This is a genomic window from Gordonia abscondita (genome assembly GCF_032711245.1).
GTDB lineage: Bacteria > Actinomycetota > Actinomycetes > Mycobacteriales > Mycobacteriaceae > Gordonia.
The window spans coordinates 1,604,100-1,620,575 of sequence record NZ_CP128986.1; the positions used below are offsets into that span (position 1 = coordinate 1,604,100).

Consider the following 16,476-nt stretch of genomic DNA (forward strand, 5'->3'; position numbering starts at 1 on the left):
TCAGTCGATAACGTGCTGAAGATGCTCGAACGCGAGTCGGCGAGAGTTGTCGACGTCGCCTGCTTCGATGGCCTCGAGAATGTCCCGATGGCCGTCGACGAATGAACGCGCGTCCTCGTCCGGTGCTCCCTGGTGGATCGACTGCAACACCGAATTCTCGATGCCGGTGTACAACGAGATCAACGGCGCGTTGTGGCTCGCCACCACTACCGCGCGATGAAACTCGATCGACGCCTCGCTCGACTCGATCGAGTCCTGAGCCTCCGCCGCTCGTTCGCCATGTTCGATCGCCGCACGCAATTGTGCGAGCTGGTTGGGTTCGGCTCGCTGGGCAGCGAGTGCGGCAGCCTGAGACTCCAGTGCCTGGCGCACCTCGAACACCGACTGCAGGTCCTTGCTCGACAGAAACCGGCTGACGACGGCTTCGACCTCGGATGCGGCCAAGACGAATGTCCCGCTGCCTTGGAGGGTCTCGAGTTGCCCGACGTGAACCAGTGCCTGCACCGCCTGGCGGAGCGTGATGCGGCTTACGCCGAACTCGGCCGCTAGTTCGCTCTCGATCGGTAGACGGCTGCCCACCGGCCACTTGCCCACAGCGAGTGCGTCTTGCAGACGCTCGATGACTTGCCCGACCAGTCCGATCCGTCGAGCCTTTCCGTCCCGGACGACCGCAGGCGAGATGTGCGTGTCGTCGAGGTGCATGGCGTTCATTGTGCGGCAGTCCCAATGCGTCCACAAATAGGGCAGCTATTAATCTCTTTAAGTGATGGCCGAGGAGGTTGGGTCGGCTGCGCGTTCGGGTCGACCGCCCCGCTCATTTTGATTAGCTGAGCCTTGCCTGCATACTGGCTGAGTGGAATTGAGCAGCCCTTTGATGATCGCACGCGACGTGTCGGTCGGGTTCGACGGTGTCGAGGTGGTGCACGCGGCGGACTTCACCCTTCGGCGCGGTGAGGTGACCGCGCTCGTCGGGCCCAACGGCTCGGGAAAATCTACGCTTCTGCGCGCCCTCTCCCGATTGGTTCGCCGCTCGTCGGGCACAGTGTCCCTCGGCGACGACGGGACCGACGTCGGCACGCTGTCGCCTCGCGAATTCGCGAGGCGGGTGACGCTGCTGTCTCAGCAACGTCCGACCCCAGTCGGCATCACCGTTCGCGACATCGTCGAGTTCGGCCGCCACCCATATCGGTCCGGTTGGCGCGGACGCGACGAGGACGGGGCGCACGCGATCACTCGTGCGCTCGCCGCGACCGGGTTGGGACACATGTCCGACGTGCCGTTGGAGACCTTGTCCGGCGGTCAGCTCCAACGGGCGTGGTTCGCCAGTGCATTGGCTCAGCAGACCGAGGTGCTTCTTCTTGACGAACCCACCAATCATCTGGACCTTCGGTACCAGGTCGAGGTGCTCGAACTGATCCGGTCGCTCGCCGACGAGCATGGCGTCGCGGTGGGCGTCGTCCTCCACGAGTTGAACCATGCCGCCGATATCGCCGATCAGATCGTCGTTCTCGATTCGGGCCGTGTCGTCGCTGCTGGCACGCCGGAGCAGGCATTGAAGCCCGCTTTGCTGACCCAGGTCTGGGGTCTGCCGATCACCGTCACGGAGGACCCGACCTCGGGCCTTCTTGAGGTGCGCGTACGCCGTGCGCGCACCACCAGCGTCCCATCCGGACGGCCTTCGATGGCCGTACCGAGACTCTGACGCGTCACGAAAGGGATGAAGATTCACATGTCATTGCGGCGTAATGCCCTCCCCGCCGTCTTGGCGGCACTGGTCGTGCTGCTGGCGGGCTGCGGAACCACAGACGACTCCACGAAAAACGAAGCCACATCGTCCGGAACCCCGATCACCCTCACGGACAGCGCTGGCGAGACGGTGACGCTGCCTCACGGCCCCGCTCGCCGGGTCGTCTCCTTGGAGTGGGAGTATGCCGAGATCCTCAACAGCATCGGTGCAGGCGACTCGGTCGTCGGCCTGTCCGACGTCGAGGGATACAACTCCTTCGATGCCCCGACGGTTCCGCTCTCGTCACAGCCGACCGATGTCGGTCAGCGGTTGGAGCCCAGCCTTGAGACCATCGCCGGTCTCGAGCCCGATCTGATCGTCGCCTCGTCTCGATCGATCCCCGACTCAGTACGTGATCGTCTGTCCAAGATCGCGCCCATCTTCGTCTTGGCTCTCGACGATCCGCAGGATCCGATCGGCCGCATGCAGGAGTCGACTCGGGCCCTCGGCGCAGCTGTGGACCACAGCGCGCAGGCCGACGAACTCAACAAGAGCCTCGACGAGGCTCTGACGAAGAACGCGGCGACTCTCAAGGAACGCGGCATCGCAGGACAGCACGCGGTCTTCGCGTCGATCACGGCGCAGGGGAGCACTGTCTCCATCCGACTGCACGCGCGCGGTTCGGCTCCCGAAGCAGTCCTCGATCGCATGGGTCTGCAGCCGGGGTGGCCGAACGGCGAGGGTAAGACCGGGCTCAGCTATGTCGACGTCGAAGGACTGACCAGGCTGCCTGCCGACACCCGGTTCCTGTACTGGAATGAGCAGACCGACCCAGTGGAGAAGAACTTGGCAGGCAACGCGGTGTGGAAGTCGTTGCCGTTCGTCAAGGAAGGTCACGTGCGCGGTGTCAGCAAGGGCGTGTGGATGTACGGCGGGCCGAAGTCGCTGATCGCCTTCAGCGATCAGGTCACCTCCGCGCTGTCCTGACCGGGAGCGACCGTGATCATGCAGACCCTGACTTCGACCGAGACGAAATCACCGTCGCCGACTGGCGTCCGCCGACCCAGCGGAGTGGTGGTGTTCACGGTGCTGTTGCTGCTCTGGGTCGGCGTGATCGCGGTCGTGCATCTCTGCCAGGGCAGCGCCGATCTGTCGGTTGCGACCCTGTGGAACGCACTGTGGGGCGGCGGTCTTCCGCAGAGCTCGGCCATTCTGCTGACCTCGCGGGTGCCCAGACTGCTCGCCGGACTATTAGTCGGTGCCGCATTGGGGATGGCAGGTGCGGCACTGCAATCGGTAACCAGGAACCCGTTGGCGTCGCCCGAGACGATTGGAGTCGGCGCAGGCTCGTACCTCGTTCTGACGATCGCCGCGGCGTGCGGCGTAACCTCGGACACCTGGATCGGACTGCTCATCGCCTTCGCAGGCGGGCTGTGCGCGGCCGCCGCAGTGCTCGGCGTAACCGGGCAGAAGGCTGACGTGCTGCGAGTGGTCCTCGCTGGCTCGGCGCTGACCATGGCGCTGAGTTCGGTCACCTCGGTGATTCTCTTGCTGAACACCTGGCAAACGCAGGGCCTCTTCGTGTGGGGTGCGGGCAGCCTCGGGCAGAACGGACTTAGTGGCGTGGCCACGATGATCCCCGTCGCCGCGGTCGCAGCCTGCGGTCTGGTGGCGCTGGGGCGACGTCTGGACCTGCTGCAGCTCGGCGACGACGCCGCCGCATCCTACGGTGTGCCGGTCACCTCGACCAGGTACATCGTCCTCCTGCTCGCCGTTCTACTCACCGCCAGCGCCATCACCGTCACCGGGCCGATCGGCTTCGTCGGATTGTGTGCCCCGGCCCTCATGCGGCTGCTGAGTTACCGCATAACCGGACTCCGGCGACAGCGCGTATTCCTGGCGACGGCCGCGCTGACCGGGATGGCGCTCGTCCTCACCGCCGATGTTGCTCTGCGAGCGGTGGTTGGCGCCGTCAACGGCATCGGCATCCCGACGGGCGTGCTGACCAGCCTGATCGGGGCAGTCTTTCTCGTTGTCCTCGCGCGCAGGTTGCGCGGCGGAGGCGGTCACGGTGAGTCGATCGCCTCGCTGCGGGCGGGTGTCGTCTCGCCGCGGTACGGCGCTCGGGTGCTGGTCGTGATCGGGGCCGCGATCGTACTGGTCGTCGCACTTGTGGCGGCGCTGCTTCTCGGTGACACGACTCTCCTGCTCGGCGATATTTGGAATTGGTGTCGGGGAGTGGCCTCGGTGCGTGTCGATCTGATCGTCGAGACGAGGCTTCCGCGGATCGCCGGCGCGCTCTTGGCGGGCACCGCGCTCGGAATGGCCGGACTCTTCGTGCAGACCATCACGCGAAATCCGTTGGCTGACCCAGGGATCCTCGGTGTGAGCGCATCCGCGGGAGTGGGCGCGGTCTCGGTCATCACGCTCGTCTCGTCGCCCAGCGACCCGGTCATCTACCTGGCAGCCACCGCGGGGGCAGTGGTGGCGTTGTTCTTGCTGGTCGTCCTGGGGCGTAGTCACCAGACCCAGCTGATCCTCGTGGGGGTCGCCCTCGGCGCGGGCGCAGGCGCGGTGACCACCCTCCTGCTCATCCGTAGCGATCCGTGGAATCAGACGCGGGCGATGACATGGCTCGGCGGTTCGACGTACAGCACGACGTTCACGCAGTTGGCGCCGCTGCTCGTGCTCATCGTCGTCGGCGCCCTCGTGGCCGTTCGCACCAGAAGGGATCTGGATGTCCTCCAGTTCGACGACACGACGCCGCGTGTGCTTGGCGTGTCGGTGCCACGTTCGCGGTTGGTCCATATCGGCCTGGCGGCTCTTCTCACGGCGGCGGCCACCGCCGCAGTCGGTGTGTTCGCCTTCGTCGGGCTGATGGCGCCCCACGCCGCACGACTGCTCGTCGGCAAACGGCACATGCTGGTCATGCCGTTGACGATGGTGCTCGGGGCCATCATCGTGGTGGTCGCGGACATTATCGGACGGGCGCTATTCGCCCCGACTCAGTTGCCCGCAGGCCTGGTCGTCGCCATCGTCGGCGCCCCGTACTTCCTATTCCTGTTGAGGAGCGCGAAGAGCGTCGGCTAGCGGTGATCTGAACGGCCGCGGGCATCCATCACGATCCGCGCCGCGCACCGCGCGAGCCCGGCTCGGTACATCCTCGGCGCAGTCGCCGTTGACACAAGCTACTGGCGAGTATTAATGTGCGACCTCAGTCACATGACTTAGGTGGAGCGTGGTGAGTCACGCTGCGCGAAATTTGAAAATAGGACCTTGGGGGTCGGGCGTGAGTAAGTTTCTGAGCCGGTTGGTGGCCGTGGTCGCCGTGTCGGCGGTCGCGGCGGGTCTGTTCGCGCCGCCGCCTGCGGACGCGGCGACGATCGGGATCAATCCGCCGAAATGGACCAAGACGTACGACGGTCCGCAGCACTACGCCGGAGTCCACGTGACCCCGAGCGTCCCGATCCGGATGTCCGACGGAACCGTCCTGCGCGCGGACGTCTACCGCCCCGCCGATCGGTCGGGTCGGGCGACGGCCGATCACAACCCGGTCATCGTGAACATGACGCCGTACAACAAGTTGATCAGCATGATCGCCGCTGCGGCCACCAACATTCCCGGTCTCTCGCAGCCCGTGATCGACTTCCTCGCAAGCATCAATCTGTCTGGTACTCCGATCTCGGGCACCGAGCGTCTACTCAAGGTCGCCAAGGGCGGGCTGGTCAGTTCGTTCTCCGTCGACCCGAAACTGGTTCGCAGCGGGTACACGCAGATCGTCGTCGATGTGCGCGGCACCGGAACATCTCAAGGCAAGTGGGACGTGTTCGGCCAGCGCGAACAGAAGGACACCCTCGAAGTCCTCGACTGGGCACGCAAGAGGTCGTACTCCAACGGTGAGCTGGGCATGTCCGGCTACTCCTACTCCGCGATTAATCAGCTGCAGGCTGCGGCGAAGCATCCGCTTGGGCTCAAAGCCATCTTCCCGGCGGCGCCGATGACCGATATCGTCGCCGACGTTGTCGCACCCGGGTCCGGTTATGGCGCAGGTTTTCTCGCGCTCTGGCTGTTCGGCGTGAATGGGGCCAAGATGATCCCCGATCTGCCGCGCCTGCTGCGCGGCCAGTTCGACGTGAAATGGCTGATGGACCGGATCAACGACCCGGCTGTGTTCGCCCCCGAATTCCTACAGGGTCTGTTCGCGAAGTCGACCGGTGAATTGGACGGGCGCACAAAGGAACTCGTCACGATGAACTCGTCGTACCGCAAGGCGCTGACCACTGACGCGTCGAAGGTTCAGGTCCCCACGTTCGTCGTCGGCGGGTGGCAGGATCTGTTCACCAACATGGAGTGGCGCGCCCTCGACCAGCTCAGCGCCCTGCCGAACAGCAAGAAGAAGATGCTGATGAGCACCGGTCAGCACATGACGAACGGATGGGACACGCGTGGCGGCCCGGGCCAGCCGCCGTCGTTGGGCGTGCTGCAACGCGCCTGGTTCGACAAGTGGATCAAGGGTGTCGACAACGGTATCGACCAGTACGCTACGGCCACCAGTCACCAGCAGGGCGGCGGCTGGGTTCAGTCCGACTCGTTCCCGCGACCCGGCCAAGCCCATCGCCGGATGTATCTGACGCCCAAACGCAGCGGTACATCGCCGACATCGGTGGCCGACGGCTCGCTATCGGCGACCGGTCCGAAGCGGAAGGCGAAATGGACTGTCGCACCGGGGATCACGACGCTGTGCTCCGGTGACACCAACCGTGACCAGATTGGTTTTCTGAGCCCACTGGACATGTGCAGCAAGGACAATCGGATCGCCGAGCGCGGCGCGCTGACGTTCACGTCGGCACCGGTACGGCAGGCGACGTCGATCAACGGGCCGATCAACCTGCATGTGCGAACTCAGGTCGACGCCACGGACGGGTTCTATGCCGCGGTGGTCTCCGACGTCGCGCCCGACGGTTCCTCGCAGGTGCTCACCACCGGTTCGATGACGGTGTCGATCCGCAACCAGATGGACAAGGCACTGTCGACGTATGCGCCGAACGGCGACGTCGTCGACCCGCACTACTCGCTCGACGCGTTCAAACGCAGTCTGGTGAAGCCGGGCGCCAAGCAATACCTCGACATCGGTGCGCTGGGCACCGATGCACTGCTCAAGCGGGGGCATCGCCTGCGGGTCAGCGTGTACGCGTTCAACGCGCCGCGCGCAGTGTCGTTCGGGCCGATCTCCAACGACTCACAACTCAAGCCCGAGCACGTGCTACTCGACCCGAGATCGCCGAGCTGGCTGCAAGTGCCGAGCGATCACCCGATCGGCTAGGGCTGGGCTGGGGCAGCGGCAACGTGAACGATCGGAAAGTCGTTGCGGTGGAAAGCGAATATACTGCGATGTCGTGAGCCGTAGATGGTCCCGGTGGACTCCCGCACTGCTGATCAGCCTGGTCGTAGTACTTCTGGTATCCGGCTGCGGGTTGGACGGCAGTGATGGGGCGACCGATGGATCCGGGCCGTCGACCGCGGCGCCCGGTGATGCCAACCTGGCCGAGCGGGTCCCGGACGCGATCCGGCGGTCGGGCAAGCTCACGGTCGGTACCAGTGCACCGTACGAGCCGATGGTCGGCATGGACGAGAACGGACGACTGACCGGGTTCGACGTCGACGTACTCAATCGGGTGGCCGACCTCCTCGGACTGCGGCTCGACCTGCACCAGACCCGGTTCGAGCGAATCCTTCCGGGGGTCGTCGACGGAACCTACGACGTGGGGTCGCGCGGATTCTTCGCCACCCTGGCCAGGCAGAAGACCATGGACATGGTGACGTATTTCCGCGGCGGTACCCAGTGGGCGCAACGTTCCGGTGACACGGTCGACCCGAACAACGCGTGCGGGCGCACCGTCGCCGCAGCCGTAGGAACCGTCCAGCACACCGTGGAGCTACCCGCCAAGAGCAAGGCGTGCGTGACGGTTGGCGACAAACCCATCAAGATCGTCGCCGCGCCCACCCAGGAGGACGCGGTCCGTGCGCTCACCGACGGGTCAGCCGACGCGATGTCCGCCGACTCGGCGGTGGTCGCGACGACCGTCCGCCGAAGCGGCGACGAGCTGGCCGTAGCGGGTGACGTGTTCGACTCCCAACCGTACGGGTTCGCGATAGCGAAGAAGTCGCCGTTGGGCGCGGTTCTGCAGTCCGCCGTCCAAGCGATGATCGACCGAGGCGAACTGGAGTCGATCGCCCAGAAGTGGGGGCTCGACGGCGCGGTCAACGCTTCGACCCTCAACGGAGCGACCATATGAGAACGCGAACTGCCGGTAGGCTGCTCACCGCGTTGACCGTCGCGATAGCACTCGTGGTGACGAGCTGCGGCGCGTCCGACGACGCATCGTCGGATGCGACCCCGGCCGAACCAGCAGACCGCGGCGCAGCGGCACGCGCCCTCGCGAACGTCGAATCGTCGTCCGAAGTGACCGTCGACCGGTACCTGTATCCGACAACGACGGGCGACCGCGACGATCGACAGAACTGGGCGGACGTCTATCTGCCGCCTGGCGACCACGAACCGAACACCGTGCCGCTGGTTGTGCTCATCCACGGCGGCGGATGGGAGTCCAAGCTCGGCGCCGACGTCTTCGTGTCGCTGTCTCGACGGCTCGCCGAGCGCGGTCTCGCCGTCTACAACCTCGAATATCGCCGGGTCGGATCGGGCGGCGGATGGCCGACCACGTTCAAAGACGTCGCCGCCGCGCTCGATTTCGTTCCGAACGTCCAAGCGGCGCTGCCGGAGATATCGATGGACGATGCCGTGGTCGCCGGGCATTCGGCCGGCGGCCAATTGGCGATGTGGTCGGGGACCCGCCACAATCTCGAGGACGACGAGATCGGCGCCGAACCGGTGTTTCGGCCCACCTATGTGATCTCACTGGCGGGGACGCTTGACTTACGGAGGGCGGCGCTCAACGGCAATTCGCGCGCCCGCAGCGTGATGGGCGGCATGCCCAGCGAGGTGCCCGACCACTACGCGTCGGTCAGCCCGATCGAGAATATCGATCCTGACGTTCCGATCATCGCGATGACCGGAACCGCCGACACCACAGTGCCGCCTAGCATGGCGGCGAACTATGTGAAAGCAGTGGAGAAGGCGGGCGGCCGTGGTGCGCTCGTACGGTTCCCCGGCGTCAACCACAATCAGATCGTCGCACGGGATTCGGCGACCTTTCCGCAGATCATCGAGACCATCAGCCGGGCAGCGCACAACGCGCACCGAGACTGAATCGATGCTCCTGGCGCACGTCGGCGGCGGATTCGTCGTAGCGTGTGAGATCAGCGCCGAGGACAGCGAGGTCATCGTCCGACGATGCGATCGAATTGCGGTCGTCGGGCGACGGGCCGGGTGCCATTCACGTGACTCCGACGATCTGCTGCCAGAATAATCCGATGCCCGACTACCTCGACCCGCATTGGTCAACATCCGCCCTGGTTGTCATCGACGTCCAGTACGACTTCGTCGACGCGGTGGCGGGGACACGGGACGTGCTCCCCGCGCTCGTGCACTTGACGCACGCGTTCCGGGCCGCGGGCCGACCCATCGTGCACGTCGTCCGTTCGTACGTCGCCGGTGAGTCGGATGTCGACGTGGTCCGACGGGCCTCCATCGAAGCGGGCGATGCCGCGGCCCAGCCGGGGACCGTAGGGGCACAGATCCCGGTCGAGTTGCTGCCCGGAGCGGTCGAGCTCGACTGGGATCTCCTGCGGTCGGGAGCACCGCAGTCGGTCGGTCCGGAGGAACGCGTCCTCTATAAGCCTCGTTGGTCGGCGTTCCACCGAACGCGGATGGACGATGTGCTGCGCGTGGCGGGCGTCGACACGGTGGTCGTCGCCGGATGCAACCTTCCGAACTGTCCGCGAGCCAGCTTGTTCGACGCATCTGAGCGCGACTACCGGACGGTGGTCGTCGCCGACGCGACGTCGCAGGTCACCGCCGACCGTCTCGCCGACCTGGAGTTGATTGGCGTTCGGGTGCGCAGGGTCGACGATGTGGTGCAGGGTCTGTCCTGACCTCACGGCCCGACACCGCACCCGGCCGTGTCGCAGACGCGATCAGCAGCCCGGCGAGTAGCGAGCCCACCGCTCCGACCACCGGCGCTCCGAACGCGAGCCAACTCGTCCAGCTGACCGCAGGCTCAGTCGACACCATCTGTCCGGCGTGAACGCCGGACAGATGGTGCGGGCAGGCGTCGACGTCTTCCTCTCCGCCTACGGTGCAGACCGGGTGCGCGGACCCCGATCGTGGTAAGTCATGACCCCATGAGCACACTGCGCGTCGCCGTCGAACCGGCCCCGGATCAATACCTCGCCTCAGCGGTCCGCGCGGTCGGCGGATCAGTCGTCCCGCTCGCACGGGCGCAGGTGCTGGTGTGGATCGGCGGGCCGGACGGGTTCCCGGACCTCCCTGACAGCGTCGAATGGGTCGCGCTCAGCACCGCGGGCATCGAGCGGTTCGTCGACGCCGAGATCCTCGACGAGGAGCGGATCTGGACGAATGCTTCCGGGTTCTATGCGCGGGGTGTCGCCGAACACGCACTCGCGCTCCTGCTCGGCGGCACCCGGCAGATCGTCCGATCGGCCAAGACACGTTGGGCGAAAGACACCGTCGATCCCGCTGTGCGGACACTGCGCGGAAGCACTGTCGGAATCATCGGCGCCGGCGGAATCGGTCGCGAACTCACGCCCCTGTTGAAGGCGTGCGGGGCGAACGTTCTCGCGGTCAACCGGTCCGGCCGGCCAGTCGACGGTGCGGACGTCACTGTCGCGTCCGAGCGAACCGACGAAGCGCTGACGAGGTCGGACCACATCGTGCTAGCCGCGCCGGACACTCCGGCGACGCGGCACCTGATCAACGACCGGACGCTCGCTCTACTCAAGCCGCACTCGTGGATCGTCAACGTGGCACGCGGTCCGCTCATCGACGAAGCCGCGCTGCACCGTGCGCTGACAGCCGGCGTGATCGGCGGAGCGGCCCTCGACGTCACCGACCCCGAACCGCCGGCCGACGACCATCCGCTGTACGACCTGGACAACGTCGTCATCACGCCCCACGCCGCCAATCCGGCCGGCCGACTCACCCAGGAGATGGCGCCGTACCTGGCTGAGAACCTGCGACGGTACGCGGCCGGCGAGGAGTTGCGCGCCGTCGTGACAGCCGGCCGCGGCTACTGACCGCTGGGGATCCGGTCCTGCCGCGCCAATCGTCGATACGTCGCGGGCGGTACGCCGGTGTCGCGTCGTAGGTGGGTGCGCAGGCTCGTCGCGCTGCCCAATCCGGAGCGTGCGGCGACGTCGTCGATCGACATATCGCTGGATTCGAGAAGCTCTCGCGCGTGGTCGATTCGGAGGCGTTGCACCCAGGCGCCCGGCGTCTGGCCAGTCTCTTCGCGGAAACGTCGATTGAAGGTGCGGACGCTCATCGAGGACCGCCGGGCCAGACGCTCCACGGACAGGTTCTCCCCTGGGTGCGCGGTCGCCCACGCTCGCGTGTCCGACGTCGTCCCGTCGCCGCGCGACGGCACTGGTCGATCGACGAACTGCGCCTGCATGCCTTCCCGCGCAGGCGGAATTACGCAGTAGCGCGCGACGCGAGCGGCTGTCGCGGTGCCGTGGTCCTCGCGAATCAAATGCAGGCACAGATCGAGTCCCGCGGCCAACCCGGCCGAGGTGTACACCCCGCCGTCGTCGACGTAGAGGACGTGCTCGACGAGGTCGACGGTCGGGTGGAGCCGGGCGAGGTCGCCGCCAGTCTGCCAGTGGGTAGTTGCCCGACGTCCGTCGAGGATCCCGGCCGCCGCCAGGATGAAGGCGCCCGTGCATATCGACACCAGCCGGGTGCCGGGGCGGACCTGCGCGATCGCGTCACGGATCGGCTCCGTCAGCGTGCCCAGGACGCGAGCGTCGTGCTGGCGCGTTCCCGGGATCACCACCGTGTCAGCGCGAGCGAGCGCAGACGCGTCGCTGTCCGGAGCGATCGAGTAACCGTTGGTCGTACGGACTCCGGAACCGTCGACGCTGCAGGTGATCACCTCGTATAGTCGGTTCCCCGCCTCGTCGTCGGCCATGCCGAAACATGTTTGCGCGATGCTCGCATCGAATCCCACGGCCGGTTCCAGGAGGAGGACTGCCACGATATGCATGGCAGTATCCTTTCATATCTTGGCATTGATGCCACTGGGATCGAGATGTGGGTTCCGGCATCGTGATTCACGTGAAACTTCGCATCCACTACGCGTGGGTCATCGCGGCCGTCGCGTTCGTGACCATTCTCGGCGCTGCGGGATTCCGTTCGGTGCCGGGCGTCATGATGGACCCGCTGCACCACGAGTTCGGCTGGTCGCACAGCACAATTGGTGCGGCGATGAGCGTCAACATGGCGTTGTTCGGCCTCACCGCGCCGTTCGCGGCCGCGCTGATGGACCGGCTCGGCATCCGGCCCGTCGTCACCGGCGCGCTCTGCCTGATCGCGGGCGGCACCGGCCTCGCCGTCTTCATGACGGCGAGCTGGCAGCTGGTCCTCCTGTGGGGAGTCCTCGTCGGCCTCGGCACCGGAGCATTGTCCACGGCGTTCGTCGCGACGATCGCGACGCGGTGGTTCGTCGCCCGGCGCGGTCTGGTGACCGGCGTGCTGACCGCTGCGTCGGCGACCGGGCAGCTCATCTTCTTACCCGTCGTCGCCGGGATCGCCGACCAACAAGGTTGGCGCACCGCCACCTTGGTGGTCACCGCGGTAGCCGTCGCGGTGATACCGGTGGCGGGGCTGCTGATGAGGTCCTGGCCGTCCGATGTCGGGCTCCCGCCGTTCGGCGGCGTCGATGTCCTCGAGCCGCCACGGGAGAACCGGGGCATGGCGCGCGCTGCGCTGTCCGGGTTGGCGCTTGGGGCCCGCAAGCCGGTGTTCTGGCTCCTCGCGGGCAGCTTCGCGATCTGCGGGGCCACCACCAACGGGCTTCTCCAGACACACTTCATCCCGGCGGCGGGCGACCACGGGATGCCGGCGACGACGGCAGCGTCGCTCCTGGCTCTGGTCGGGATCTTCGATGTGGCGGGCACCATCGCGTCCGGTTGGCTGACCGACCGTGTCGACTCGCGGGTCCTGCTCGTCATCTACTACCTGGGGCGCGCCGTCGCTCTCGCCGTTCTGCCCGCGCTGCTGAGCGATTCGGCGACCCCGGGCATCTGGGTGTTCATCCTGTTCTACGGCCTCGATTGGGTAGCGACCGTGCCGCCGACCATGGCGTTGGCGCGCGACCAGTTCGGCGACGCGACACCCGTCGTGTTCGGGTGGATCTTCGCGGCCCACCAACTCGGCGCGGCCGTGGCGGCGTTCGGTGCTGGGGTCGTCCGGGACACGTCGGGCGGCTACGATCCGGCGTTCTACGCGGCCGCCTGTCTGTGCGTCATCGCCGGACTGCTGTGCTGGGCGGTCCCGCGGGCACGTGCGACTCGAATCGAGGCTCCAGAACCAGATGTGGAACCCGTCAGATGATGTGGTCGAACGCCTTCTCTTCGACGCGGCGGGTGATCCGCCAGCCGTCCGCGCTGCGGACGAACGCGTCGACATACCAGATCCCGCAGTACATGACCTGTTTCGGTTCGTCGGACAGCACCATCGGGTTGAAGCACATGGTTCGCCCGGTCGCCGTATCGACGTCGATCGTCAGATCGAAGTTGCCGAGCAGGTGAGCGTATGCGGGGAACCTCGGCAGGACGTCGGCCAACCACGCCTTCACTTCGGGGAACCGCCCCTGTGTGCCGCCGGAGGCGCTGTAGTCGAGGTAGGCGTCGGGGGTGAACAGTCGATCGAGATCATCGAAGCGGCGTGAATCGATCGCCGTCGAGTAGTCGATCATCAACTGCTGGATCTCGAAGCGGTCCGAGATCTCCTGCAACTCCATCATCTGTTCAGTTCCTCCATACGTTGCGACAGACTGCGCCGGAAGTCGTCGTCGAGAGGCTGGCCGAGAGGGTTCCGCCAGCAGGCGTCCAGCACGTCGTATCCGAGGTCGCGGGCCCGAGCGTGCTCGGGCCAATACTCATGCGCCCAGCGTGCGTCGTCGGATGCGCTGTCGCTGGCCGCGAGTTCAGCCTCGAGGAGGTGCCATTGCAGGTCCCGGCGGTTGGGTCGCATCACCGGCCCGTCGACGGGCTCGATCCGGCCGTCGACCACCACGCGGCGACTCGCCTGCACAGAGGTCTCGTCGGCGGCGACGAGAGTGCGGCGGTGGGATCGGGGGAGTAGCCACGCGGTGAGCAACGCGATCGCGACGCCGACGACGGTCTCCAGAACGCGATCGCGGACTTGCTCTCCGATCGGTGTGTTCGGACCCCCGACGAGCAGTGCGAGCGGTGTGATGAATAAGACGGCGACCGCGTAGTTCGTGCTGACGGTCAGCTCGATCAGCACGTTGAGGGCCGTCAGCGCGACGATCAGGATCCCGATGTGCAAGTCGAGGGCATGAAGTCCCGCATACAGTCCGACACCGGCGACGGTGCCGATCACCCGGTGCGCACCGCGGACGACTCCGTGCACTCGGTCCGGCCCCATCTGCAGCACGAGGACTGCGCTGAGGATCGCCCAGTCGGGGCGTCCGAGCCCGCCGACCACCGCGATGGTTCCGGCGACGAGTGCCGCGACGCTCGCGCGGATCGCGGTGACCGTCGCATGTGAGCTCAGGTGCGCCGCGAACCTCAGACGCCGGCCGATGCTCGGCCGGGGAAGTGGTGCGACGAATTGGCCGACCTGAGCGCCGGCGACCTTCTGGTGGGCCGTCCACAGACGTTGGGCGAGGTCACCGTCGGTCGCGGCCGCATCGTGTAGGACCGACCACGCGTTCAACGTCGACAGTGCGACTCCGTGGCGTGCAGCTTTGCCTGCGTCTGAGTTCTGGGACAGATATTGCTCCGCGGCGCTCAGTGCGGCCGCGGTGGCGATCGATTCAGGCGCGTGCGGACGCCATAGGGCCGGAGCCATGCTCACGGCCAACGACACCGCGACTCCGGTCGCGACGAACATCGCCAGATGCCCCGGATCGACGCCGTGTTGACCGACGAGTTGCGCGACCCCGGCGACGAGTAGAAAGAAGTACGGTCCGGGTGGACCGAGCCGCAGTGCGTTCGTCACGAACACGGCGACAGCCGTGCACGCGCACAGCGCGAGCACGATTCCGAGCGCCGGGAGGACGGACGCATCCGGTCCGACGGCGGAGCCGAGGGCCCCGAACGCTGTGGCAGCACCCGCCAGCAGTACACCCGCAGTCAGGATCACCTTCCAGCGCAACAGATATGGCCGTCGCTCGCCGTAGAGCACCGCGAACACGCCGAGCGCCGCGAGCAGCGACTGCGATCCGAAGCCGCAGGCGAGGAGGATCGCCGACGACACTGCGAGTGAGAGCCCCGATCGGACCGCGGGAGCCCACCGGCCCTTCGCCGACGGGGGCCGGAACAGGAGCCCACGCGCCGCTGGGCGCGGCGGTGGAGTGGGCGCGCCAGGGGAGGAAGCTGCGGTTGTCAATCGCCCGTCGACTCGGCTTCGGCCTGCTCTTTCGCACGTCGACGGTCTGCATGCAACGAGCGGACCCGGCGCTCCTCCCGAAGCACCTCGACATGCTGCTCCCGTTCAGCGGCGAGCCAGTCGGGCATCTCCTCGAGGAGCGTGTTGATCTGCTCAGTGGTCAACGCCTCGGTGACGTCACCACGCACCAGCCCGGAATTTGAGATCCCGAGCTTGCCTGCGACGAGATTCTTCGGGTGCGGACCATTCGCCCGCAAATCACGCAGCCACTGAGGTGGGTCGGCCTGCAGCGCCGCGAGTTCGGTACGACTGATGGTGCCATCGCGGAACTCGGCTGGGGTCGCGGGCAGGTACACGTCCAGCTTCTTGGCGGCGGTGGCCGGTTTCATCGACTGCGAACTCATGAGACCAGCGTATCGGGCGGTAGCCTCGATTCGTGAGTACGGCCGACACCCCGCAGTCCTTCCGCCTCGCCTACGTGCCCGGCGCGACCCCCGCCAAGTGGGTGCGGATCTGGCGGGACCGAAAACCTGACGTACCCCTCGAGCTCGTCCCGTTGTCGGTCGCAGAGACGGCGTCGGCAGTCGCCGACGGCACTGTGGACATGGCGCTCACCCGCCTGCCAGACGCGCTCAGTCACGCCGATCCCGGTCCGCACCACTCGATTTCGCTCTACCAGGAGACGACGGTCATCCTCGTCCCGAGGGATCATGTGCTGACCGCAGGCGACGAACTCACGCTCGCCGACATCGCAGAAGAACAGTTCCTGTGGCCCGCCGATGAGCCGATCGCCGTCGCAGACCGGCCGGGCAGCGCCGTCGAGCATCGTCCCGAGACCACGGGGGACGCGATCGAACTCGTCGCGGCGGGAGTCGGTGTCCTGCTGGTCCCGCAGTCGCTGGCGCGACTTCACCATCGCAAAGATCTCGTCTACCGTCCGGTGCTGGACGTGCCCACAGGCACCGTCGGAGTGCTGTGGCCGGATCCGACAACGCCCCTCGTCGACGAATTTATCGGCATCGTTCGAGGTCGGCGGGCCAACTCGTCGCGCGGAGATGCCGAACCCACACCGAAACGGTCCGCCAAGGAGAAGGCCGCCGCCAAGCGCGCCGCCCGCGAAGCCGCCGGAAAGGTACCCGGAAGAGGCAAGGGCACAAAACGCCGTCGCACACGCTGAGCGAGACCGGATGTC

16 protein-coding genes are annotated in these 16,476 nt (G+C 66.6%); 10 read left to right on the forward strand and 6 right to left on the reverse strand.

Going from position 1 to position 16,476, the window contains the following annotated elements; genetic code table 11:
* Nucleotides 1-702, reverse strand: a complete 702-nt coding sequence (locus MP11Mi_RS07470) for a FadR/GntR family transcriptional regulator (RefSeq protein ID WP_420041655.1) — start codon at nt 700-702, stop codon at nt 1-3.
* A 151-nt stretch (nt 703-853) separates the two neighbouring features.
* Here MP11Mi_RS07470 and MP11Mi_RS07475 point away from each other — a divergent pair, with 151 nt between their 5' ends.
* From MP11Mi_RS07475 to MP11Mi_RS07500, 6 genes are all read left to right on the forward strand, one after another.
* Entirely contained in the window at nt 854-1,702 is an 849-nt protein-coding gene (locus MP11Mi_RS07475; RefSeq protein ID WP_420041656.1) for an ABC transporter ATP-binding protein, read from the forward strand.
* 27 nt (nt 1,703-1,729) lie between these two features.
* Nucleotides 1,730-2,713: an iron-siderophore ABC transporter substrate-binding protein gene (locus MP11Mi_RS07480; protein ID WP_420041657.1), complete on the forward strand. Its 984-nt coding sequence runs from the start codon at nt 1,730-1,732 to the stop codon at nt 2,711-2,713.
* Between the two features lie 18 nt (nt 2,714-2,731).
* On the forward strand, nt 2,732-4,816 hold the full coding sequence (locus MP11Mi_RS07485; protein ID WP_420041658.1) for an iron ABC transporter permease: 2,085 nt from the start codon (nt 2,732-2,734) through the stop codon (nt 4,814-4,816).
* A gap of 199 nt (nt 4,817-5,015) precedes the next feature.
* Complete coding sequence (locus MP11Mi_RS07490) at nt 5,016-7,049, forward strand: CocE/NonD family hydrolase (RefSeq protein ID WP_420041659.1); 2,034 nt, start codon at nt 5,016-5,018, stop codon at nt 7,047-7,049.
* 73 nt (nt 7,050-7,122) lie between these two features.
* The gene (locus MP11Mi_RS07495; protein WP_420041660.1) at nt 7,123-8,022 is read left to right on the forward strand and encodes an ABC transporter substrate-binding protein; all 900 of its coding nucleotides are present in this window, start codon (nt 7,123-7,125) and stop codon (nt 8,020-8,022) included.
* Complete coding sequence (locus tag MP11Mi_RS07500) at nt 8,019-8,996, forward strand: alpha/beta hydrolase family protein (RefSeq protein WP_420041661.1); 978 nt, start codon at nt 8,019-8,021, stop codon at nt 8,994-8,996. The genes MP11Mi_RS07495 and MP11Mi_RS07500 overlap by 4 nt, the downstream gene beginning before the upstream one ends.
* Here MP11Mi_RS07500 and MP11Mi_RS07505 read toward each other — a convergent pair.
* The gene (locus MP11Mi_RS07505) at nt 8,962-9,123 is read right to left on the reverse strand and encodes a hypothetical protein (protein WP_420041662.1); all 162 of its coding nucleotides are present in this window, start codon (nt 9,121-9,123) and stop codon (nt 8,962-8,964) included. The two genes, MP11Mi_RS07500 and MP11Mi_RS07505, sit on opposite strands and share 35 nt — an antisense overlap.
* 37 nt (nt 9,124-9,160) lie before the next feature.
* On the opposite strand from MP11Mi_RS07505, the gene MP11Mi_RS07510 reads away from it, so the two are divergent.
* Both MP11Mi_RS07510 and MP11Mi_RS07515 read left to right on the forward strand, forming a co-directional pair.
* Entirely contained in the window at nt 9,161-9,781 is a 621-nt protein-coding gene (locus MP11Mi_RS07510; RefSeq protein ID WP_420041663.1) for a cysteine hydrolase family protein, read from the forward strand.
* 249 nt (nt 9,782-10,030) lie between these two features.
* Nucleotides 10,031-10,942, forward strand: a complete 912-nt coding sequence (locus MP11Mi_RS07515; protein ID WP_420041664.1) for a D-isomer specific 2-hydroxyacid dehydrogenase family protein — start codon at nt 10,031-10,033, stop codon at nt 10,940-10,942.
* Here the strand turns inward: MP11Mi_RS07515 and MP11Mi_RS07520 are convergent.
* Nucleotides 10,936-11,910: a GlxA family transcriptional regulator gene (locus MP11Mi_RS07520; protein WP_420041665.1), complete on the reverse strand. Its 975-nt coding sequence runs from the start codon at nt 11,908-11,910 to the stop codon at nt 10,936-10,938. The two genes, MP11Mi_RS07515 and MP11Mi_RS07520, sit on opposite strands and share 7 nt — an antisense overlap.
* Nucleotides 11,911-11,981: 71 nt before the next feature.
* Here MP11Mi_RS07520 and MP11Mi_RS07525 point away from each other — a divergent pair, with 71 nt between their 5' ends.
* Nucleotides 11,982-13,259: an MFS transporter gene (locus tag MP11Mi_RS07525; RefSeq protein ID WP_420041666.1), complete on the forward strand. Its 1,278-nt coding sequence runs from the start codon at nt 11,982-11,984 to the stop codon at nt 13,257-13,259.
* On the opposite strand, the gene MP11Mi_RS07530 is transcribed toward MP11Mi_RS07525, so the two are convergent.
* From MP11Mi_RS07530 to MP11Mi_RS07540, 3 genes are read right to left on the reverse strand one after another with little or no spacing between them, the layout of a single operon-like run.
* A complete protein-coding gene (locus MP11Mi_RS07530) occupies nt 13,252-13,671 on the reverse strand; it encodes a nuclear transport factor 2 family protein (RefSeq protein WP_420041667.1) in 420 nt (139 codons plus the stop codon). The two genes, MP11Mi_RS07525 and MP11Mi_RS07530, sit on opposite strands and share 8 nt — an antisense overlap.
* On the reverse strand, nt 13,668-15,284 hold the full coding sequence (locus MP11Mi_RS07535; RefSeq protein WP_420041668.1) for an FUSC family protein: 1,617 nt from the start codon (nt 15,282-15,284) through the stop codon (nt 13,668-13,670). The genes MP11Mi_RS07530 and MP11Mi_RS07535 overlap by 4 nt, the downstream gene beginning before the upstream one ends.
* Nucleotides 15,281-15,673: a DUF5997 family protein gene (locus MP11Mi_RS07540; RefSeq protein ID WP_420042039.1), complete on the reverse strand. Its 393-nt coding sequence runs from the start codon at nt 15,671-15,673 to the stop codon at nt 15,281-15,283. Before MP11Mi_RS07540 ends, MP11Mi_RS07535 begins: the two co-directional genes overlap by 4 nt.
* Before the next feature lie 47 nt (nt 15,674-15,720).
* Here MP11Mi_RS07540 and MP11Mi_RS07545 point away from each other — a divergent pair, with 47 nt between their 5' ends.
* Entirely contained in the window at nt 15,721-16,461 is a 741-nt protein-coding gene (locus MP11Mi_RS07545; protein WP_420041669.1) for a LysR family substrate-binding domain-containing protein, read from the forward strand.
* The last annotated feature ends 15 nt before the right edge of the window (nt 16,462-16,476 follow it).